Below are 21,472 nucleotides of genomic sequence, written 5' to 3'. Positions count from 1 at the left end.
ATAATTGTGATAAAATTGTTAATATGAAGATTTTACACATCACGGATTTACATTATACAAATACAATTGGAAGTTTAACTAAGCAAAATAAAATAATAAGAGATTTTCTTGATGACATTTCGAAAAATATAGATTCGATAGATTATGTTATTTTTGGTGGAGATTTGGTGAATTCGGGGGATAATATTTCTATATTTAAGAAAGCTAAGGAGGAGTTTATCTCGAAAATTATTGAAATTTTAAAGATTGATAAAAGCAATTTTTTTATATGTCCTGGGAATCACGACGTAAGTAGAAGTGGAGTGTCAAATTCATTAATAAAATATTTAGATGAAGATATTACTGATAATAAAAAATTAGACAATTTTTTTAAAACAACTTCTCAAGATTTAAAGAAAAGTTTTCTTCCCTTAGAAAATTATAATTCTTTTGTTAAAGATTTTTATGATGGATCAACATCAGCTAGAGATTATTTTGATGATATGTTTTCCACACATATTCGTGAAAATAGTTTTGGTAAAATTGGTTTTGTAAGCATCAATTCTTCTTGGAGGGCTGTTGGAATTAATGATGATAATAATCTTTTATTTCCACTTGATAAGATTAATGAAGCACTAGATAAAATAATTTCGTGTGAAACAAAAATACTTATTCACCATCATCCAATTAGTGATTTTAAACCCTTTAATAAATATGATTTAGAAGATTTAATTCATAAACGTTTTGATTATATTTTTAGTGGTCATATTCATAAAAATTCATTGAGTGTAGATTTGACTCATAATGAAGGTGTTGTGAAAATTGGAAGTTGTGCTAGTTTATCATTCGATAATTTTTCTCAAATTGGATATTCAGTAATAAAGATTAATGAAGGCGAATTGAAAGGAACATCTTGTTTTAGGCATTACGATATTAAAAATGAAATTTTTTATTCTATAGAAGATAAAAATTTTGATATTCCTAGTACTGAGCTAAAAAGAGATCAAAATAAATTACGAATAAACATTCGAAAAAGATTTTTTAGTGAACTTGAGGATTCCAAAGATTTATTTGTAGAGAATGAAAATGAAAGTCAAGGAAAGACTCTTCTGGAATTGAGTACTGAGCCTGTTCTAAAGGTGAAGTCTCAATCTGAAATAGTTAAAGATGAGAATAATATAGAAACAGATTTCAAATGGAGTAATTTTCACAAGTTTGATAATGATTATATCATTTTTGGTAAGGATAAATGTGGGAAAACAATTTTATTAAAGAAGATAGAATTAGAGTTGTTGGATAATTATTCTTTACATAATTACATACCATTTTATATTGATATTAAAGAGTGGAAAAATTCTAATAAACGTTTTGATTTTAACAAAGAATTTTCAAAATATTATTATGTAAATAAGTCAGAATCTGCAAAGTTACTAGAGGAAAAACAAATTGTTTTGTTAATTGATAATTATCATGTTGAAAATAAAGGGATTAAAGATAATATTGAGGATTTTGTAGAAAAGCATGAAAAGGTAAGATTAATAATTTGTTCAATTGATTCTACATTTACTTCTTTTGATACTAATAGTATTGATGGCAGAACATTGTATAAGTTACATTTCCACAGATTAAGAAAAATACATATTAAAGAACTTGCTAAAAAAAATTCTGACTTATCGGAAGAAAAACAAGATGAAATAGTTGATAGAATTGATAATATTTTTAAAAAACTATCGATTCCATTTAATTACTGGACAATATCAGTTTTTTTGTGGATTTTTAAAAAAGATCTTAATGCTAGTTTTAATAATGATGTTGATTTAATAAATTTATATATCGAAAGATTAATTGAAAAAGATCAATTAACTTTAACAAAATCGTCGTTTACTTTTGTTAACTATAAAAAATTACTTGCCAATTTAGCTCATTATTTACTTACGAATTATCATCAGACTTCATATTATGCTAAATACTCAGATATAATTAGTTTTATAGATGGTTATTTGAGTAAGAATCCTAGGTTTAGTGTTACTTCTAAAGAAATATTTGAGTATCTAGATCAAAAAGGAATTTTGAGGAAGAAAAATGATGATTTATATTCTTTTAGGCTAAATGGTGTTTTTGAATATTTTATAGCTTTCTATATGACTATAGATGGTAAATTTTTAAAAAGTGTCATTAAGGACGAAAAATTTTATTTGTCATTTGCTAATGAATTCGAATTATATGCAGGTTTCAATCGAGAAGATCATAAATTTTTAAAAAAAATTTATTCAAAAACTCAAAAGCATTTTAAATATCTAAATAAAGATTATTCTATTACCAGCGATAGTATTGACGTATTATTAATTAGTAAAATAATTGAAGTTAGAGATTTTAGTGAAATCATTGATAAATTTTCGAAGAGAATGCAAGATGGTTTGACGGCTCAAGAACAAGATACAATAGAAGAAGATCTAATTAAAGAGTTAGGTATTGATGATTCGAATAGTGATATTAGAACAAAACAAATAAAGATAATTAATGACCAATCAGAATCTTTAGAAGCTAGTTTACAGATTTTAGGTAAAGTGTTTAAAAATATTGATGACATAACTGATGTCAGTTTAGTTTATGAAATATTTGATTATATAATTGACCATGCAATTTTATGGAGTTTTAAATTAATAGATGAATTTAAAGAGCTAGATATTTCTGAAATAATGAAAGCTGGGAATGAAGTCGAGGCTAAGCATCTATTAAAATTCATTGGGAATTTTATCCCTACATTAGTTCAGGTAAGGTTAAATGAAATGATTGGACATAAGAATTTGGAAAAAATTATTATCGAAAGGTTAAATCAAGCAAAAAATAATCCATCGAAAAATCAATTTAAAATTTTTATTCTAGCATTCTTATTAACAGATATTAATTTGGAAGACAACGTGGATTTATTAGAAGAATTAATACCCATGATAAAAATACCGATAATAAAGTATTCATTTATTTTAAAAATGAATTATTATCTAGGATTTAAAGTTAATGCTAATAAAGATTTACAAAGGATTTTACGCAAAAATATACAAAATCAATACTTGAAATTTAATAATGATACCGATTTAGGCTCGATTCATAGAAGTTTTTCTGAAAAGCAAAATAATAAATTAAATAAAAATTAATACATCCGTTTGTAAGAAACTGATTGTATATAAAACCAAATCTGATCTGCGAAATACTGACTTCTAATAACAGATATCTTTAAATTAAAACTAATCTAATCTCAATAAAACAAATAAAATGCGCAATTCTCATTGCGCATTTTATATATAAAAAATTCTCTTATCAAGAATCCTATTTCCCTTTTATAATATTTTCTAAATACTCAACCTTTTCTTTTTCAGACTGAACCAAACGTTCGTAAAGCTCCACAACTTTATCAAGAGGATTGAAAGTACAATGATTATTACTGTTATTTAAATAACCATTATTAGCACTATTGTCATAAAAATTATTAAAGAAATTAAAAACAGATTCTTCCGAAAAGTTTTCAATAGCTTCTACGGTAACTCCCAGGATTTTGGCAATCTCTGCAAGTCTTTTAGTTTCAACTTCCTCACTTCCTTCAAGACTGGAAACAGTTTGCTGAGTTACGCCAATTGCATCTGCAAGCGCTTCTTGTTTCATTCCGCGAAGTTCTCTGATTCGGCTAATATTTCTGCCAATATGTTTTGGTTTAGTTGCTGTGCTCATAATTCAAAGGTATTTAAAATTCTTTAAAAAAATACGGATCGGTAAAAAACAAGATCGAATTGATAAAATACAATTTTAGTTGTTTTAGGCTAAACTCCTTTGAGTGGCAGTTCTTCTATTAGTTTCCCGTTTTTGTCCCATTCTGTATACGTGTTTTTTATTCTGTCCCTAATAAAATGAATTTTTCCATTTTCATAATAAGCATAAAATTCCCCGTCAGGGATTCCATTTATAACATTTTGGGTTAGTGAAATTTTTCCATTTTTGAAATAGCAAATAATTTTTCCATTATATCTTACATTGTCTTTAAAAAGAATATTTTTTTTATAAAGTCCTGAAAAAACTAAATCTCCATTTTCGTTAAAATATTCTATGTAATATTCTCCTTTTGTTTTTTGTGTATATTTTTCCATGAAGTTGCCATTAAAATAATGATAACTTTGTGATACGTTTATTATAAATTTTAATTTTGGTTCTCCATTTTCCCAATAATCAGTAAATTCATTTGTGTCATTATTGTAAGCGTATTCGAGTTTTCCATTTTCTCTAAAACTTGTGTTTCCTCCAATTTGCTTGCCATTACTATCATATTCGCGAACATTTTTAAGTTTTCCGTTTTCATACCAATCGACCGCTTTATCATAAATTAGATTCTTGTTTTTAATATTGACAATTGATTTCTTTTTTCCGGATTCATAAAAATCAACCTTAATATAATCTGATTTTGCTTTGTAAAACCGTATTGTTTTTATTTTTTTATTTTCATAATAAAATGTGTCTCTTACCTTATAATTTTCTTTAGTAATTCCTATTCTGCTTAATTCATTTTCAATTACTGTTTTTTTCTCACAGCAACAAAATAGTAAGCAAATTAATATTGGTAATAAAATATTTTTTTTCAATTTTCTCTTTGTTTAATTTGGTTGATGTATAGTTAAAGCGAAGTCTCTTTATTAACGGCGTATCTTATACAACCTTAAAAAACTTATTTCTGAGTGCGATTCTTAATAACCAACACTTTTTTCGTAACTCTAAATTCGTTTGTAATTATTCGTGTCAGTATATCGCCTTTTTCGTCTTTTTCTCCAATTTGAATCATGACTTTATCTGTTATTAAACCATCAATATAATTAACACCCAAACTGTCAAATCTAATAGCATATAAAGGAATACTTCTGTAATGTTCGGCTGTAAATGTATCACTGGTTATTTTTTTTAGATATTCATCAGTATAATTTACATTTTTTGTTTTTACAAAATAGTAATCAATATATCTATATTTTTTGGGGTTATTTAAAGTAGTATCAATTGTATCTAAATCATTTTCGTAATTTATTTTTCCATCATATAATTCATTTACAAATACAGTGTCAGGAAAAACAAAACTTATTTTATAATTATCACTTGTTTCCACTATCTTTTTCTCTTTTTTACAAGAAACTAGAAGTACAAATATAGTTGTCAAGTAACAGGTTAGATTTTTTATTCTTTTAGTGTTCATCCTTACAAAGTCAAAAAATTATTTTTTTGTACGATCCTTAATCACGAACACTTTTTTTGTAACCCTAAATTCATTGGTTATAATTCTTGTACGTGGCTGCATTATACCATCGTGGAGCATAATAGTATCAATTCTAACCTGGTCAGTAATTATCCCGTCAATAAAATTTACTCCTAATTTGTTAAAGTAAATATTGTATAAAGGGATAGTTCTATTAGTTTCTGAGTAAAAAGTATCTATCATATTTTTTTTTAAATATTTATAATCGTAGTTTAGTGTAGTAGTTTTTAAAAAACCAAATTCTATAAATCTTAACCTTCTAATGTCAAGTAATTTGGTTGTTACTGTATCTAAATCATTTTTATAATTTATTTTACCATAATATCCTTTACCAAGAAAAACAGTATCTGGAAAATCCATAGTTATTTCATAATTGTTCTTGGTGCTTCTGTCTGCTATCTTTTTCTCTTTTTTACAAGAAACTAGAACTACGAATATAGTTATCACGAAACAGGTTAGACTTTTTATTCTTTTATTCATTTTGTTGAAAGTCAAAATTACTTTTTGGTACGATTGTTAATCACAAACACTTTTTTTGTAAATCTAAATTCATCAGTAATTATTCGTGTCAATATATTGCCTTTCTCGTCTTCTTCACCAATTTCAATCATGACTTTATCGGTTATGATGCCATCGATGTAATTTAAACCCAAATGATTAAATCGAATGTTGTATAAAGGGATTTCCCTATTATTTCTTGTAACAAATGTATCAGTTACTATTTTCTTTAAATATTTGTCACTGTAATTTATAGTTTGAGTTTTTATAAAAGCATATTCAATAAACCTTGCTTTATGTATGTCATCTAAAGTTGTTGTAATGGTATCGAGACTGTTTTTATAATTTATTTTTCCATTATAGGGTTTATTTATAAACACCGTATCTGGAAAAACAATACTTATTTCATAATTGTCCTTAGCGCTTTTTTCTACTATCTTTTTCTCTTTTTTACAAGAAATTAGAACTAATATAGTTATCAAGAAACAGGTTAGTTTTTTTATTCTTTTATTGTTCATTTCTTGAAAGTCAAAATTACTTTTTGGTACGATCTTTAATTACTAGCACTTTTTTCGTAACTCTAAATTCGTTGGTAATTACCCTAGTCATAAGTTCACCTTGATTATTTTTGCTAACGTTTTCAATTTCTACTTTGTCAGTAATAATTCCGTCAATGTAATTAACTCCTAATTGATTAAATGATATTATAGAAAGAGGAATAAATTCACTGCTATTTGTGTAAATAGTATCTTGCTCTATTTTTTTTAAATGTGAGATATTGTAATTAATGTCTTTTGTTATCGTAAAAGCATAACTAATATATCTAGGCTTTTTTGCATCGAGAACTTTAGTTGTTATACTGTCTAAACTATTTTTATAATTAATTTTTCCATCATATAGCTCATTTACAAATACAGTGTCAGGAAAAACAAAACTTATTTTATAATTATCACTTGTTTCCACTATCTTTTTCTCTTTTTTACAAGAAACTAAAAGCACAAATATAGTTGTCAAGAAACAGGTGAGACTTTTTATTCTTTTATTGTTCATTATCTACATGATCAAAAATTACTTTTTGAGTACGATCCTTGATAACTATTACTTTATGAGTCGCTCTAAATTCATGAGTGATAATTCTAGTACTTGGTTGCATTTTACCTTCAAGAAGCGTTATACCGTCTATATTTATCTCGTCAGTAATGACGCCATCAATATAACGCACTCCAGGATTATTAAAACTGATATTGTATAATGGAATCATTCTATTGTTATCAGCAATAAAAGTATCAGTTATTGACTTTTTTAAATTTTCAATATCATAGTTTAAATTTTTAGTTACCGAAAAACTATATTTAATAATTCTAAGTTTTTTAATATCTAGTAATTTAGTTGTTGCTGTGTCAAAAATATTTTTGTAAAATATCTTTCCATTGTAATATTTACCAACATAAACTGTATCTGGGAAATTAAATTCTATATTGGAATCAGTAGTTTTTTTTTCTTGAATTTTTTTAGTTTCTTGCTTGCAAGAGACTAGAAGTACGAATATAGTTGTCAAGAAACAGGGTAGGCTTTTTATTGTTTTATTGCTCATTTCTTGAAAGTTAAAATTACTTTTTGGTACGATCTTTAATTACTAACACTTTTTTTGTGACTCTAAACTCATCGGTTATAATTCTTGTACGTGGCTGCATTATACCATCGTGGAGCATAATAGTATCAATTCTAACCTGGTCAGTAATTATACCGTCGATAAAATTTACTCCTAATTTGTTAAAGGAAATATTGTATAAAGGGATAGTTCTATTAGTTTCTGAGGTAAAAGTATCTATCATGTTTTTTTTTAAATATTTATAATCGTAATTTATTGTAGTAGTTTTTAAAAACCCATATTCAATAAATCTTAATCTTTTAATGTCCAGTAGTTTGGTTGTTACTGTATCTAAACCATTTTGATAATTTATTTTACCATCATATCCTCTACCAATAAAAACGGTATCAGGAAAATCCACAGAGATAGTAGAACTTTTCAAATACTTTTTCTTTACCATATCATTATCATTGTTCTTCTTACAACAGATTACCAACATCAAGATGATTAATAAGATTGCATTTTTTTTCATCGCTTATTTTTGTATTAATGTTTTATTTCTTGAGCTCTCGTTTAATTGAATCTAATTTTTTTTCTTGAATATTTTTGTTTTTTGCATTGATTGTATCAATATTTTTTGATTGTGATCGTGTTACAGTTGTATCATGATGCCTAGATGCAATCACTTTACGCTCATTGTTTGCTATGTCAAAAACATTATAATGATACAACGGCATACGAATTGAATCGGGATCAGATAAAGTTGCATTTTTTGTAACTAATGGCTGTCTGACAGGAACTCCATATCTTAATCTCATTTCTAATTCTAGAAGCCACGGCATCATTAATGAAGATTTAGGAAATAATTTACCTAATAAATTGCCTAAATCAATACAAGTATTAAAATCATGACCCGGAGCATCAATAGATCCGGCACCTCTGTCGTTTTTTATACTTCCGCTTCCTGCAATTGGGTCTGCACCAAACCCAAAAACTCTTATACCATCGCTTTTTACTCCTATACTTACTAAATGTTTTACTACAACTTCGCTCAATTGTGTCGCTCTTGTCCAGCTGCCGTCGCGGTTTCCTCGATAAATGGTATTGTCTTTACTCTCAAAATAAAGTTCTCCTTCAGTAGCTCTTCTATTTGGGCCATCAGCAAAAAAATTATTGCTGGAAGAAAAGGAATCAAAACGATCTTTACTTTTTCTGGCGTCCAGCATTCCTCCCATAACATCTTTTCTTTCCCAGATGTTATCACTCATAAAATCATCGCTGTCAAATGGATTTCCATTTTTTCCAAATCTATCTCTAAACATAATAAAAATTGTTGGTTTATACTAATTTGATATTATTGTAAAATAAAATATTTCTTACTTGTTCTTTGTGTTGAAGAAATAAATTGAGGTAAAAATATTACAAAATAATATAGTAAACAATTTTTTAAACATAAATTTTATAAAATAATAAGAAATAATCTAAAAAATAATTATTTATAAAACTAATCTTAACTGTTGTAGAACAAAAAAAAATGTGCAATTTTCATTGCACATTTTATATAATGAGAAATTCTCTTATCAAGAATAGTGTAGATTTTATGATATTTTCTAAATATTAGGTTTTCTTTTCAGCCTGAATGAAACGTTTGTAAAATTCAACAAGTTTTATGAAGACGATTAAAAGTAAAATGATTTACAAAAAAGTATAATTTTAATTGTTTTTCTTATTTAATAAATATATTCTTTTTCTTACTTTATAAAGGGTAAAGTAAATAGTAAATTTATAATCTTTATATTTGCATTATAAACTTCATGAAAAATGAACTACAAAATATCATTTCAGGAAAGAGCCAAGTTAGGCATGGAAATTCTATCCAAACAATCTCCGGTTACCTTAGAAAAAGCAAGAGCCCAAGCGGAACGTTTGAGTCAGGCAAGCAAATCAAAAGTGAAGAAACAGCGCTAATAAAACAGTTCTGTGACAGGAATGGTTTTTGGATTACAGCAATTAATATCAATGCTTTCATTTCCTCGGGAGCAGAACAAAAAGTTTACCTTCAAAACAAACATAAAGTAATAAAGCTAAATGATAGTATTTATTATGAAAGTTGGGAAGATTATTTGAATAATTTATTATTAAATAATTTCTATTTTCCTGATACTGCATATCAATTAATTGGTTTTTATGAACAAAATGAAATAGTATATGCCGTAGTAGAACAGCAGTTTGTAAAGTCTGATAGTGATACAGAATTAGAAAACGTAAAAGTTTTTTTAACTTCAAACGGTTTTATTAACACTAGAAATAACGATTATTTTAATCCGGAATTAGGGATTATCCTTGAAGATTTACATGATGAAAATGTTTTGACTTTTCAGGGGACTTTATTTTTTATCGACACCGTTTTTTATCTTACAGAAGACTTCTATAAACTTTAAATTATTAAAGCAATAATCAAAAATCCTTCTACATCAGCGTTTTCGCGAAAGCGAATCCGTATAATCTGCGTCTAAAATCGCCCCAATATCAGGGCGATTTTTATTTTTATATAAAAGTTATCATTTCTAAGAAACCATCATCTTAACTCCCAAAATATGTTTGCAAATTCCTCTTTTGCCCTGATAAGCCGTAAACCAGTCGCAAGTACATCTTTGCGAATTGTGGTCGATTATTACTTTGTGCAAAACGCCTGAACCTTTTACTTTGGCTTCGATATAATCAGCTCTTCGCTCTACGATTTCGATGTCTTCGTTATCGATTAGTTTTTTTGCATTTTTAAGTCTTGGGTTTAGCGATAAAATACGTTCAGTCTTAAACGGAAGACGACGGTAAAAATGCGCCTTTTCGCTCAAATCATAACCCAATAATCCCATCGATGATAAATTTGAAGTCAGGTTGTCCATTGTGCCAAAATCGATATCATTTTCGATAGAAAGCATTGTTGGGTCAAAAGTTTCGTTTGATTTTAATAAACTGTTCAAACCGTAAACCCATTCTATTGGCAGGTTTTCGGTCATGGTTTCGAGGACATTTCCTTCTCCCGAAAATCCTCGGTACGAATCAGGAGAAAAAGCCATGAGAAGCTGCATTTTTCCAAACTCGGCCACAATCGCACAAGTTTGCTTGTCTGATGATTCGTAGATGAAAATTTTATCTACAATGGCCAGAATTCCTTCTAATAATCGTAATCGCTGTACACCGCCAATTCTAACACTATCGGCTGTTGCCAAAGTAGAAAACATAAATTTTCCGGCTCTTTTGGTTATGAAAAAATCACCTTTTACAGCTCCTTTTGGTAAACTTTGAAACAATTGAATGGTCTGAATTTTATTCAATTCAAACTTAATATCCATATCTGCCAGATACAACTGAACGCTTGTTAAACCTTTTATCCAGCGCATGGGCAAAGTCACTTTTTTTTCCGTCACTTTTGCTTTGCTGGTAATTACCTGAACATCCTGCTGACCAACGGCAAGGGTTACTTTTTCGTTTTTCTGGATAGCGTTTAACGCATTCAGCATCGGGTCGTTAAAGTCGACATTTGTCGTTCCGTTCGCGATAAATTCTCCGTCGATGGCTTCGGGTTTCATGTCGAGTCGCACATAAACACCGTTGCAAGACGAAAATCCTTCGAAACGCAATCGCTCAGATCCTGCTGAAACAATAGGATCGCGAAGACTTGGCGGAATTGATCCAAAACTGGAACGAACCACTTTGGCAATCGTAGTCCAGCATTTTGCGGTAATGTAAGGATCAGTCAAACTTCCCCAGAAAAAACACGGAATGTTATTGACTTCTTCAATTTCGGTTTGGTGCGCCAGAACCAGATTGTTGATGCCTTTGGTTTTACTGTAAGTCGAAATTCCTTTATAATTATATTCTAGATCTGTCATTTTCTTTATTTTAAAATTTGCTTAATCAATGATTTAAGCGATGCGTTATCTTTCCATTGCTCAAAGAAAACAATTGCCTCAGCAGATGGTTTCTGATTTGTTTTGGTTAAAATATCAAGATAGTTTTCTATAATTTTCTTGAAGTTGGTTGGCAACTTGTCTTTTAAATCAAGAGTTGAAAAAAATGAGTTCAACAACTTCAATAAAGCATCATTATGCAAGGACGAAACATCCTTGATGGCGATTAACCCGTCGACCAATCTTAAAAACACACCATATTTTTCGGTTGCGAGATAGGCAATTTTCTGGGCAAAAAGTTCAATGTCAATCGCTTGTTTTTCGATTAGCTGAATCAAAACTTCGGATGCCATTAATCGTAAATCTTTCTTTTCCTGAAAAAAGCAACACGCATACAAAAGCAAACTAATGTCTGAGAATCTAAATTCTGGTCGGTTTATTACGTCCAGAAAACCTTTTAATTCCGGTTTTGCACCATCGGCAGTTCCGCAATTTTGTAATAAAGTCAAAGTCAGCGCATCTGAGTTTTGTGGTGTAAGACTGTGCCAGTAATAGGTATTTCCGGCATAATTTATTAGATAATCCCAACTGTTTGATCGCTGATAGATATCAAGGCTGTACAGCAAATAATTAGGAATTTTAGCATAATTAGGCAAGTCGAATCTTAATTCATACCACGACGGCGTTCTCTCTTTTTCTTTGGTTTTGTAATTCGTCCATTCGTTCCATTTTTCCTTAAACTTAAGCTGAGGTTGAAAAGGAGCAACCACAAACGGAATCTCTTTTAGATACGTATTCTCAAATTCAGGGAAAGTATTGTCCGGATAAAAAGTTCTTGCCGCAACCGCCCATAACGATAAATTTCCGGTTTCTTTGGTTGTTTTACCCATTGTTGCCAGAAGTTTCGAGAATAAAGATGTAGGATCTAATTCGACTTTTTCATTTACGCCCAGGCAAAATGATAATAATTGTTTGAGTTCGCCTTCGATTTTATCTAATAACGGAATCGCTTCTGCTACATTTTCTCTCGGCATACGTACAATTGCAATTGCTAAATCGACAGAATCAATTTCTTCATTGGTATTTTGGTACGCAATAACTCTTTCCAGTAAAACCTTTGGAGCAACCCAATATGGTTTATGACTCGGTAAAGAAAGCAGGGGCAAAGTAGAGCCTGAATCTATTTTTTGCTGTACTTTTTCCATCAAAGACTGCATTAAGGTAAGGGTATTAATCTTAGAATAATGATTGACTTTGCTGTTGAACCTGTTATCGATATTTGCTATTTTGTTTTGTAAAAATGCTTTCACAAAATTTTTATGAACGGCTTCAAAATAATGTTTCTGCAATTGTTTTTCGTAAGGCTGCAATTGCGAAGCATAATCTGCCGGAAATAAATCTCTTTGTGAAATATAGATATTCAATAGAATTTCTGAATCTACGGTTTCTTCTGAATTGATGAAATTTCCAAACTGAAAAACAACATCATTCCAATCCTTTGGCAATTGAACTTCCTCATTAAGCAATAACTCTTTTTGAGGATTAAATGTATATTCTTCAAGTGCAGAATCATCAATTGTCAAGGAATCTTCATCTATAAATTGCGTCAATCCTGATTTTATATTTCCCTGCATCAGCGTTACATACGATGATAATTTCTCTTTGAGTACTTTATCTTTTACGTTCGCAATTTTGGTAATAATTTTGGTAGCACGTTCCTGCAGCGCCAGATCTGCAATGACATAAATATCTGCAATGATAGCAGCAATTGATGGGCTTAATTTCGGGTTTGATTTGGTGATTTTTTCCAGAATTGGCAAAACATTTTTAATAGCTGCTTTGCAATCACTTCGCATCATTAGCGGTTCAAGCCATTCCAGAAATGATTTGGTTTTGAATTTTGGATGATCGTAAATTTTCTTGATCAGTTCAATTCCGTAACTCGTTATTGGTGGATACGGATTGTGCAAATACGAGAATATATTTTCCTGATGAATAATAAGTTCGTCAGCAGTAAGATTAAATTCTTCGATTCTTTTTCTAAAAAAAGATTTCAGGTTATTGTTCCATTCTTTGGTCTGGATCAGGATGGCATTTTCGATAAAAAAAGCACGATCCATCTTTTTCTCTTCTAATAATGATTGATAAACAACTGCCCAAGTTAGATATTCATCGTGTTTTTGCGAGTCATTATCTCTGAAATAACTATTGTGCAGAATCGTTTCATAATTAAATAATTCCGGAATATCCCTTTCATAAGCGAGTTTGTCCTTTAGTAAATTATTGATAAAAGCCCGTGTTTTTACTTTTGCGCGCCACTCATTTGTCGCGGCAAGTGCTAAGGCATATAATTCAGGATTAAATGGCATTAAACCTTGTTCTTCTAATTTTCGCAGCGTATGATAATTGAAACCTACCCAATCTTGTCTTTTTACTTTATCTAAAATAAAAGTGTCAAGCCAGTTGGGTTTTGCCCACTGTAAAACTTCCAGTACTTGTTTTTTTTCGTCAAGCTCGTTCAATAAACTCAATGCTTCATCCCAGGAATTAATTTCGGTTTTATCAAATAAGGCGATGGCGCTAAGTATGATAATATCGCTTTGCTTTTTATCGCCGCGGGTTCCCCAGCCATAATCGTGTTTGTCTTTTTTTGCATAACCCGGATCTTTTGTAAGATCTGTATAGGTCATAAAATAACGTTTGCTTTTTTTTATCAGCTTTTTTAGGGCTTCAATATTTCCTTTAGATTTTTCTTTAAGAAGAGGCAGTAATAAATCTATATTTTTAGCTTTTACAATAGCTTCATATTCTTCCAGAACTTCATCAGATTTAGCGCTTTTAGCTGTTTTGGGTTTTGAAGCCACAGCAGCGTCACCAGTTTCTGAATATCCTTTTTTAACTTTTTCGGCCAGTATTTTTTCTGCTGATTTCAGACATTCTTCGTCTGTAGAGAATGATTTGGTTTGAGAAGTTCCTGATGTTCCGTTTTTTCCGTAAGTCACAGTATATTCTAATCCTGTAACTTCAATTTGCCAAAACTTATCAGAGTTTCCGTCGATGTATTTGAGGTATTTTTTCATGCTATTTTAGGGACTGTATTGATAAAAAATAAAGTGTGCGTATATTCTCAAAAATATAAAATTATTAAGGTTTATCAGTGTTTTTAAATGAAAATTTTGGTTAAAATTCGTCTCCGTTTTATAAATAATTATGTGAGAATATTTTAGAAATGTTAAAATATATTGTAGATTTGTACCTGAAATGGAAATGAAAAACATAAATATCAACTTGTCAGAAAGACAATATAGTGATCTTTTAGCCGGATTTGTTCTTGCTAAAGGTTCAGGATGTGATATGTATTTTAATGAATTGAAGTGTAAATGATAGTTACAAAATCAACATAAATATATAAAAGCGTCCTTTTCGGGGCGCTTTTTTTGTTTTTGTGAGATTGCATAAAGTCGAAAAACGACATTATAGATTACTTATTAGGATAGAAAATGATAGAAAATAACAGTTGACTAAAAATAATTAAAAAAATAATGAACCAAAATTTAATGATTAAATCTAATAGCAAAATATAATCTTGAAAAGTAATCTGGTGAGATACAATCAATTGATATAATTAAGAATCTGCTCAAGTATGCGGACAGGAATTCTTATGCTCTTTTTTGGTTATAAGTGATTGATTGTCAGTAAAATAAATGTTAAAAATGATTTGGATAATTGATCTTTTACACTATATCTTTGTCGAAGAAATCTGAAGATAGAATTTCAAACAACAATGATTTAAACATACAATAGAATAAATACAACACAACAAATAAAAACAAAATGGATTTTAAATATAACTCATATAGTACAGAATTACACGCCCCAGGATTCGTTTTGGGATGTTTTACAATACAGGTGCATGAATGGCAGTAGGATATACATATCTTATGCAATCTCATGAAGCACCTTTAATCGGGTGCTTTTTTTATGCAAAAAAAATAAAGTTTGCCACGAAGGCACTAAGGCACAAAGATTTTTTATAAAGAACTGAATTAAAAAAATTAGTGACTTAGCAACAGACTGAAAAAGTAATCCGTAAATGATTTTCGCGCAAAGTCGCAGAGGCGCAAAGATTCAAAGTAAAAAGCTTAGCGACTTGGCGTCTTAGCGAGAGACAGACAAAATATTGATGAAACAAAAAAGCGAGTGATTATCTCGTAAAAATAAAAAATAAACCTTAGTGTCTTTGAGCCTTAGTGGCAAATTACCTAAGATTAACAATAACTAACCAATTAAAATAAAATATTATGAATAACAATACATTAGACCAATACAAAAAAGCGATCAGAAATAAATATGAGATCGAAAAAGAAGGCGAATACTTCGATTATTTGTACAGCCCTTCTCGTGGAAAACTACGTGATTTTTGCTGGCTTATTTTCGAGAACAACGCAACTCAGGATGACTTGAATGTTTTTAGAAATTTATTTTCTATTGATTTCGATCATACCAAAAAGAATAAATTTAAGGAGCAAAAAGATAAGTTCAGACCTATTGAAACCTTTTTTAAAGGTGAAACAGATCCATCGAATATTGATGCAATAAATCTGGCAGCGGTTATGGTTGATTTTCAACCGCGTCCTTTTAAAAACTTTAATAAAATGTGTAGAATCGAAGATGCAAAACAAGTTGAAAATAGCTACAATGCTAAACCGGTTGTTCGACCAGAGAAGAAAAGAAGAGAAATAGCGGGTTTTGGACAAGATAAAAATGAAAAATCAGGAGAATATCCTAAACAAAGAAATCTTTTTTCAAATTTCGCAACGCTGTTTTCTAAGAAAAGAGATCAGGAAAGCTATCCGGGAAACCCAAGGTTTTCAAGTGGCTAGAACGCCATTGTTCAATTGAGAGAAATCTTCGTGAAATAAAAAACGGCTGTCTTTGTAGACAGCCGTTTTCCGTTTGGTTATATTATTTTGATTTAATTATGATCGTAGATTTTAGCGTAAAGATCTTTGTAAATTTCTTTGATAATTTTACGTTTCAGTTTCAAAGTTGGCGTCAATTGTCCGCCATCGATAGACCAAACATCCGGAGTTAACTCAAAACGTTTGATTTTTTCCCAATGACCAAATTTTTCATTAATTCCTTCTACTTCTTCGTCGATACGTTTTATTACATCAGGGTTTGCACTAATTTCTGCATTACTGCTTCCTAAAGTTATTTTGTGAATCTTTGCCCATTCTTTTACAAACTCAAAATTTGGCTGGATAAAAGCTGCAGGCATTTTTTCTCCGTCACCAATCACCATGATTTGCTCAATAAAACGAGATTGTTTCATGGCATTTTCAATCAATTGAGGTGCAATATATTTTCCGCCTGAAGTCTTGAACATTTCTTTTTTACGGTCTGTAATTTTCAGGAAACCTTCGCTGTCAATTTCTCCAATATCTCCGGTATGAAAATATCCGTCTTGTAAGGCTTCGGCAGTTTTTTCAGGATCCTTAAAATATCCCAACATTACATTGGGTCCTTTGCAAAGGATTTCTCCGTCTTGTGCAATCTTAACTTCAACGTTACGAATTACTTTTCCAACGGTTCCTATTTTAAAACCTTTATTTCTTTGGTCGTTTACGGCAATTACAGGCGATGTCTCAGATAAACCATAACCTTCCATAACCGGAATTTCGGCAGCAGCAAAAACTCTCGTTAAGCGGGGTTGTAAAGCAGCACTTCCTGAAACCATTAAGTCTAAATTACCTCCCAATCCTTCTTTCCATTTACTGAAAATAAGTTTGCGGGCAATTTTTAACTGAAATTCATACCAGAAACCGTTTGCTCCGTATGGCTCATATTTTAAACCTAAATCGATAGCCCAGAAAAATAGTTTTTTCTTGATGCCGGTCAATTCACTTCCTTTAGCATAAATTTTATCGTAAACTTTTTCTAAAAGTCTCGGTACAGCTGTAATTACTGTAGGTCGTACTTCTTTTAAGTTGTCACTAATTTTATCAATCGATTCTCCAAAATAAACAGAAACACCATAATATTGATAGATATACAAAATCATTCTTTCAAAAATATGGCAAATAGGCAAGAAGCTTAACGCGGTACTTTTTCCTGCATCAAACGGAATTCTTGGTGCGCTGTCTAAAACATTAGACACAATATTTTTGTGCGACAGCATAACCCCTTTTGGTCTTCCTGTCGTTCCTGAGGTATATATAATAGTAGCTAAATCGTCTTCTTTGATACTGTCTTTACTTGTTTCAACTTCGTTCTGATTACTTTCGTCTTCACCAAGCGTCAATAATTCTGACCAGTGTTTGCAGCCTTCAATTTCATTAAACGAGTAAACCTCTTTTAACGCAGGCACATTTGCTTTTATAGCATTTACTTTTTGAAGTACTTCTTCATCAGACACAAAACAGTAAATACTGCCGCTGTGATTTAATATGTATTCGTAATCTTCTTCGGCAATTGTTGGGTAAATTGGAACGTTTTGAGCTCCGGTTTGCAGAATACCAATATCCATGATATTCCATTCGCTGCGATTATTTGAGGTAATTAAGGCAATTTTATCATCTTTTTGAACCCCCAAACGTAATAATGCTCTGGAAACAGCATTAGCTTTTGCAATATATTCCTGGCTAGATGTTTTTTCCCAGACTCCATTTTTTTTGGTTGCCAAAGCAACTGGAAGGTTGTAAGTTTCTTGTTGATAATAGGGAAAATCAAAAAGGCGTGTGATTGAAACCATGTTTAATATATTGAATTTTACCGCAAATTAAATAAAATTTAGGTATGATTTTTAATTTTATACAATTTTATGGGAAAAATTATAGGTAATATAGAAATTTTACGAAAACGTTTTCTTTTTTGTAGTAATTTTTTGAAATACAGAGAAAATCTTATAATTTGATCAAATATCAATTAAGATTATTGCACATTATAATCTACATAATCTTTTACTCTTTCGCCCATTAAAAACATTTTTTTCTTGGTAAAATGAATAGAGAATTGAGAATAATTCCAGGCTTCACTTCCGTTATTTCTATACCAGAATGTATAAGATGCACTATTGAAACCTTCTTTAAAAACCGGAATTCCTTCTTCAGTACATTCGATTCCCCAGTTTATTTTTGTTTTAGTCAAATCATCTGCCTGAATTATACCTGTTCCATCCGGATTTAAAATCGTACTTGGTGCTTTTTGACCTGTTGGGATATAAGTTCCCGGAGCAGGATAACCAATAGTAGTTGTAATATAATGATCACGACCGTTATAGGTAATTTGGTCAACCTGAACTTGAGAATAGGATTGTGCAGAGACAAAAAATAACGTGATAAGCAATAAATGTATTGATTTCATTCTATGTAGGTTTAAGTGTTCTTTGAAACGTAAAAAAAATTTGGTGGCAGATTTTTTTTGGCGAATATAGTTCAAATTTCATAAATAAAATGAATCTGAATTACAAGAATGAAATTTTTATTTACTTAATAATTTTACTCTGTAGAAAATTGATTTTCCAAAAGTTTTTCTTTAAAATCAGACTTAAAAGTATAAGCAAAAGTTAGCATTATTGCACGAGTGTCTGATTTTGAAGTTCTGTTATTACTAAATAACAACGTATTGTTTTTATAGCCGCTTTCAAGTGTGTTGAACATATCTGTGACCACTAATCCTAAACGCGCATTTCCTTTACCAATCTTTTGCTGAAAACCCATATCAACATTATAAATAGGAATTCTTTTTCCTTGCGGAGTTGCCAATGCCGAATTATAATTACCAATTATTTGTAGTTTTCCGCCTTTCCAGGGAGCAAAATTATTGATAATTTTTCCGTACCAGCTAAAAGCGCTATTTACAACATCTTGCGCCAGATTTGAAGCATCAATATTCTGCTCAAAAGCTGTTATGCTAATATTGGCGTCATAAAACCCAATTGGTTTTAGACTAAAAATAGTTTCCAAACCATACGTTATGGTACTTCCTATATTACGAGGCTGCAGCAAAATCACTCCATTATCCTGTAGTTCTGCATATTGTTTTATCGTATTAGTAGCATTTCTGTAAAAAGCATTCGTAGAAAACGAGTATTTCGACCAGTCTTTATTATAACTCATTTCGGTAATATGTATGATCTCAGGTTTTAGATACGGATTTCCACCATGAGGATTCAGGGCATCTGTAATATCTACAAAAGGATTCAAATCATCTAAATCCGGGCGATTAATACGTTTGCTATAGCCAATTTTCACAAATTCATCCTGAGATAAATTCATTTGCAATGATGCCGAAGGAAAAAGTTTTAGATAATCATTATTAAAACGATCACTATTATTTAGCGTTGCTCCGGTGTTAGAAACATTTTCTGCACGCAATCCCAGATTGTATTTCCATTTTGGGTTCTCTTTATCACCCATAAAAGAATTCAACATTCCGTAAACTGCATTTATTTGTTCGTTGAATTTAAAACTATTGCTCGCTAGCGGATTTATTACATATTCTCCATTTGTAAAATCAGCACTTTCAAAATCAGAATTAAAAAAACGAAAAGTTCCTTTATAACCCGTTTCTACAATTGATTTTTCAGAAATAGGAAAGGTATAATTTACAATAGCATTAGATATATTTTCATGCTCATAATTGTGTGTTCTTTGTAAAAAAGCATCAGCAATCTGAGTATTATACTGATCATAATTAAAAGTGTCAATATTGGTATTTTCCCTATGTTTATTAAAAGAGGAAGTGATACTGGCGTTGAGGTTTTTGCGGTCATCAGTAAATTTGCGATCATAGCTAAAAGCCAGTTCGCCCACTTTTGAACGTTCTAATTCTAGAGAATGTCTTCTGTTATAGGAGTAAAACTGATTTGTACTAGTGTTTACCTGAGTGTGTAAAGTTTCATCATTATCCTGACTTTCCATATTGCCCAAAGCTTCAAACGAAAAGCTGTTTCGATCGTTTGGCGAAAAATCAATATTCAGTTTTAGATTCTGCAATCCTTCAGTTCGTTCGTCATTTCTGTTTTGATTGATAAAATGTTCATCATCAATAAAATTATTAATTCTTTCGCCTTTTATCTTTTTTGTTCTTCCCGCAAATCGATTGTCGTAACCTAAACCAAAATTCCATTTCTCGGTTTTCTGATTTAAAAGTACAGAACTGTTCAGTCTTCCCTTTGCACCAAATCCGCTGCCCAAAACCACAGCGCCATTAATACCATTTTGATTGTTTTTCTTTAGCTTGATATTGATGATTCCGCTTTCTGCATTTGCATCATATTTAGCCGTAGGATTACTAATCACCTCAATGCTTTCAATGCTGCTTGCTGCAATCTGATCCATATTGGTAATGGCAGAATTTTTTCCGTTGATTAAAATCATAGGCGATTTTCCTCTCAGTGTTATTCCTCCATCTGCATCAACGGCAACCGTAGGAATACTTTTTAGCATATCTGTCGCTGTTCCTCCGGATTGAGAAATATTCGAAACAGCATTAAAAACAAAACCTTCGTCTGTTTTCTGGATTTGTTTTTTCTGGGAATTTACAATAACAGCATTCAGTAAATTAGTGTCATTTTGTAAAATTATATTTCCTATAAAAAGAGGAGAACCGTTAAGCTTTACTTTTTGAGAAATACTTTTGAACCCAATTAATCTGAATGATAATTGATAATCACCGGAAATTATATTCTCTAAATCAAAACTTCCGGAAGCATCCGTAACAGTATAACTTGCAACTTTTGTAGAATCGTTTGCATTTTTTAAAATAACATCTACAAATTCCACAGGAAGTTTTCCGTCAGAAACAGTTCCTTTTATAGAAGAGTTTTGTCCAAATGAAAATTGACTTAATATAAATAAGATACTTAAAAGCGATAGATTTTGACTCCATTTTTTCATGAGACAAAGATATTTATCCCAGTAAATACAGCTTCTTAAAGTACCTTAAGATATCATTAAATTAGGCTTAGAGTAGTTTAAGTGTTTTTTTGCCACGAGTTTTTTTTCGCCACGAATTTCATGAGTTAGCACGAATTAATTATGCAAAAAAATGCCACAGATTAAAGGATTAAAATGATTTTAAAAGTTGTTCATTTATTTGTAGTTAGCGCAAATAATTAAAAAATAATTCGTGCTAATTCGTGAAATTGCTTCGCCTGTTCGCTATCGCTCGGGTCGTGGCAAAAAAAGCGCCCGAATT

The 21,472-nt window shown here is 30.5% G+C and carries 17 protein-coding genes; 3 read left to right on the top strand and 14 right to left on the bottom strand.

The window, feature by feature from the left end; translation table 11 throughout:
• Nucleotides 1-23 precede the first annotated feature (23 nt).
• The gene (locus BXU01_RS09655; protein WP_083692981.1) at nt 24-3,134 is read left to right on the top strand and encodes a metallophosphoesterase; all 3,111 of its coding nucleotides are present in this window, start codon (nt 24-26) and stop codon (nt 3,132-3,134) included.
• A 172-nt stretch (nt 3,135-3,306) separates the two neighbouring features.
• Here BXU01_RS09655 and BXU01_RS09650 read toward each other — a convergent pair whose 3' ends face one another.
• The 9 genes from BXU01_RS09650 to BXU01_RS09610 form a co-directional block, all read right to left on the bottom strand.
• Entirely contained in the window at nt 3,307-3,705 is a 399-nt protein-coding gene (locus BXU01_RS09650; protein ID WP_083692979.1) for a helix-turn-helix transcriptional regulator, read from the bottom strand.
• Nucleotides 3,706-3,794: 89 nt separating this feature from the next.
• Entirely contained in the window at nt 3,795-4,607 is an 813-nt protein-coding gene (locus BXU01_RS09645) for a hypothetical protein (protein WP_083692978.1), read from the bottom strand.
• Nucleotides 4,608-4,690: 83 nt separating this feature from the next.
• Nucleotides 4,691-5,170: a hypothetical protein gene (locus tag BXU01_RS09640; protein ID WP_123774009.1), complete on the bottom strand. Its 480-nt coding sequence runs from the start codon at nt 5,168-5,170 to the stop codon at nt 4,691-4,693.
• Between the two features lie 54 nt (nt 5,171-5,224).
• A complete protein-coding gene (locus tag BXU01_RS09635) occupies nt 5,225-5,746 on the bottom strand; it encodes a hypothetical protein (RefSeq protein WP_083692976.1) in 522 nt (173 codons plus the stop codon).
• 17 nt (nt 5,747-5,763) lie between these two features.
• Nucleotides 5,764-6,282: a hypothetical protein gene (locus tag BXU01_RS09630; protein WP_083692975.1), complete on the bottom strand. Its 519-nt coding sequence runs from the start codon at nt 6,280-6,282 to the stop codon at nt 5,764-5,766.
• Between the two features lie 16 nt (nt 6,283-6,298).
• Nucleotides 6,299-6,778, bottom strand: coding sequence for a hypothetical protein (locus BXU01_RS09625; protein ID WP_123774007.1), 480 nt, complete (start codon nt 6,776-6,778; stop codon nt 6,299-6,301).
• A 25-nt stretch (nt 6,779-6,803) separates the two neighbouring features.
• Nucleotides 6,804-7,358 (bottom strand): hypothetical protein, encoded by a 555-nt coding sequence (locus BXU01_RS09620; protein WP_083692973.1) that lies wholly within the window; start codon nt 7,356-7,358, stop codon nt 6,804-6,806.
• A gap of 16 nt (nt 7,359-7,374) precedes the next feature.
• Entirely contained in the window at nt 7,375-7,887 is a 513-nt protein-coding gene (locus tag BXU01_RS09615; RefSeq protein WP_123774005.1) for a hypothetical protein, read from the bottom strand.
• A 22-nt stretch (nt 7,888-7,909) separates the two neighbouring features.
• Complete coding sequence (locus tag BXU01_RS09610; RefSeq protein WP_083692971.1) at nt 7,910-8,677, bottom strand: hypothetical protein; 768 nt, start codon at nt 8,675-8,677, stop codon at nt 7,910-7,912.
• Nucleotides 8,678-9,169: 492 nt separating this feature from the next.
• On the opposite strand from BXU01_RS09610, the gene BXU01_RS09605 reads away from it, so the two are divergent.
• Entirely contained in the window at nt 9,170-9,796 is a 627-nt protein-coding gene (locus tag BXU01_RS09605) for a hypothetical protein (RefSeq protein ID WP_083692970.1), read from the top strand.
• Nucleotides 9,797-9,922: 126 nt separating this feature from the next.
• Here BXU01_RS09605 and BXU01_RS09600 read toward each other — a convergent pair whose 3' ends face one another.
• Both BXU01_RS09600 and BXU01_RS09595 read right to left on the bottom strand, forming a co-directional pair.
• Nucleotides 9,923-11,251 (bottom strand): hypothetical protein, encoded by a 1,329-nt coding sequence (locus BXU01_RS09600; protein WP_083692969.1) that lies wholly within the window; start codon nt 11,249-11,251, stop codon nt 9,923-9,925.
• Nucleotides 11,252-11,256: 5 nt separating this feature from the next.
• Nucleotides 11,257-14,349: a DUF6493 family protein gene (locus BXU01_RS09595; protein ID WP_083692968.1), complete on the bottom strand. Its 3,093-nt coding sequence runs from the start codon at nt 14,347-14,349 to the stop codon at nt 11,257-11,259.
• A gap of 1,221 nt (nt 14,350-15,570) precedes the next feature.
• Here BXU01_RS09595 and BXU01_RS09590 point away from each other — a divergent pair.
• Nucleotides 15,571-16,152, top strand: coding sequence for a hypothetical protein (locus BXU01_RS09590; protein WP_083692967.1), 582 nt, complete (start codon nt 15,571-15,573; stop codon nt 16,150-16,152).
• Between the two features lie 92 nt (nt 16,153-16,244).
• Here BXU01_RS09590 and BXU01_RS09585 read toward each other — a convergent pair whose 3' ends face one another.
• The 3 genes from BXU01_RS09585 to BXU01_RS09575 all read right to left on the bottom strand — a co-directional run bounded on the left by BXU01_RS09585 (nt 16,245) and on the right by BXU01_RS09575 (nt 21,171).
• Nucleotides 16,245-18,023 carry a long-chain fatty acid--CoA ligase gene (locus BXU01_RS09585; RefSeq protein ID WP_083692966.1) on the bottom strand — a complete coding sequence of 593 codons (1,779 nt, stop codon included), beginning with the start codon at nt 18,021-18,023 and terminating at the stop codon, nt 16,245-16,247.
• Between the two features lie 179 nt (nt 18,024-18,202).
• Nucleotides 18,203-18,634: a hypothetical protein gene (locus BXU01_RS09580; RefSeq protein ID WP_083692965.1), complete on the bottom strand. Its 432-nt coding sequence runs from the start codon at nt 18,632-18,634 to the stop codon at nt 18,203-18,205.
• 134 nt (nt 18,635-18,768) lie between these two features.
• Nucleotides 18,769-21,171: a TonB-dependent receptor domain-containing protein gene (locus BXU01_RS09575; protein WP_083692964.1), complete on the bottom strand. Its 2,403-nt coding sequence runs from the start codon at nt 21,169-21,171 to the stop codon at nt 18,769-18,771.
• Nucleotides 21,172-21,472 lie beyond the last annotated feature (301 nt).

The organism is [Flexibacter] sp. ATCC 35103 (assembly GCF_001975985.1).
Lineage (GTDB): Bacteria > Bacteroidota > Bacteroidia > Flavobacteriales > Flavobacteriaceae > Flavobacterium.
This window is presented reverse-complemented; position numbering and strand designations above follow the sequence as displayed.

Excerpts from the sequence above, each read along its gene's own strand:
- BXU01_RS09655 (WP_083692981.1), top strand. The coding sequence starts at position 24 with ATGAAGATTTTACACATCACGGATTTACATTATACAAATACAATTGGA.
- BXU01_RS09650 (WP_083692979.1), bottom strand. The coding sequence starts at position 3,705 with ATGAGCACAGCAACTAAACCAAAACATATTGGCAGAAATATTAGCCGA.
- BXU01_RS09635 (WP_083692976.1), bottom strand. The coding sequence starts at position 5,746 with ATGAATAAAAGAATAAAAAGTCTAACCTGTTTCGTGATAACTATATTC.
- BXU01_RS09630 (WP_083692975.1), bottom strand. The coding sequence starts at position 6,282 with ATGAACAATAAAAGAATAAAAAAACTAACCTGTTTCTTGATAACTATA.
- BXU01_RS09620 (WP_083692973.1), bottom strand. The coding sequence starts at position 7,358 with ATGAGCAATAAAACAATAAAAAGCCTACCCTGTTTCTTGACAACTATA.
- BXU01_RS09615 (WP_123774005.1), bottom strand. The coding sequence starts at position 7,887 with ATGAAAAAAAATGCAATCTTATTAATCATCTTGATGTTGGTAATCTGT.
- BXU01_RS09610 (WP_083692971.1), bottom strand. The coding sequence starts at position 8,677 with ATGTTTAGAGATAGATTTGGAAAAAATGGAAATCCATTTGACAGCGAT.
- BXU01_RS09605 (WP_083692970.1), top strand. The coding sequence starts at position 9,170 with ATGAAAAATGAACTACAAAATATCATTTCAGGAAAGAGCCAAGTTAGG.
- BXU01_RS09600 (WP_083692969.1), bottom strand. The coding sequence starts at position 11,251 with ATGACAGATCTAGAATATAATTATAAAGGAATTTCGACTTACAGTAAA.
- BXU01_RS09595 (WP_083692968.1), bottom strand. The coding sequence starts at position 14,349 with ATGAAAAAATACCTCAAATACATCGACGGAAACTCTGATAAGTTTTGG.
- BXU01_RS09590 (WP_083692967.1), top strand. The coding sequence starts at position 15,571 with ATGAATAACAATACATTAGACCAATACAAAAAAGCGATCAGAAATAAA.
- BXU01_RS09585 (WP_083692966.1), bottom strand. The coding sequence starts at position 18,023 with ATGGTTTCAATCACACGCCTTTTTGATTTTCCCTATTATCAACAAGAA.
- BXU01_RS09580 (WP_083692965.1), bottom strand. The coding sequence starts at position 18,634 with ATGAAATCAATACATTTATTGCTTATCACGTTATTTTTTGTCTCTGCA.
- BXU01_RS09575 (WP_083692964.1), bottom strand. The coding sequence starts at position 21,171 with ATGAAAAAATGGAGTCAAAATCTATCGCTTTTAAGTATCTTATTTATA.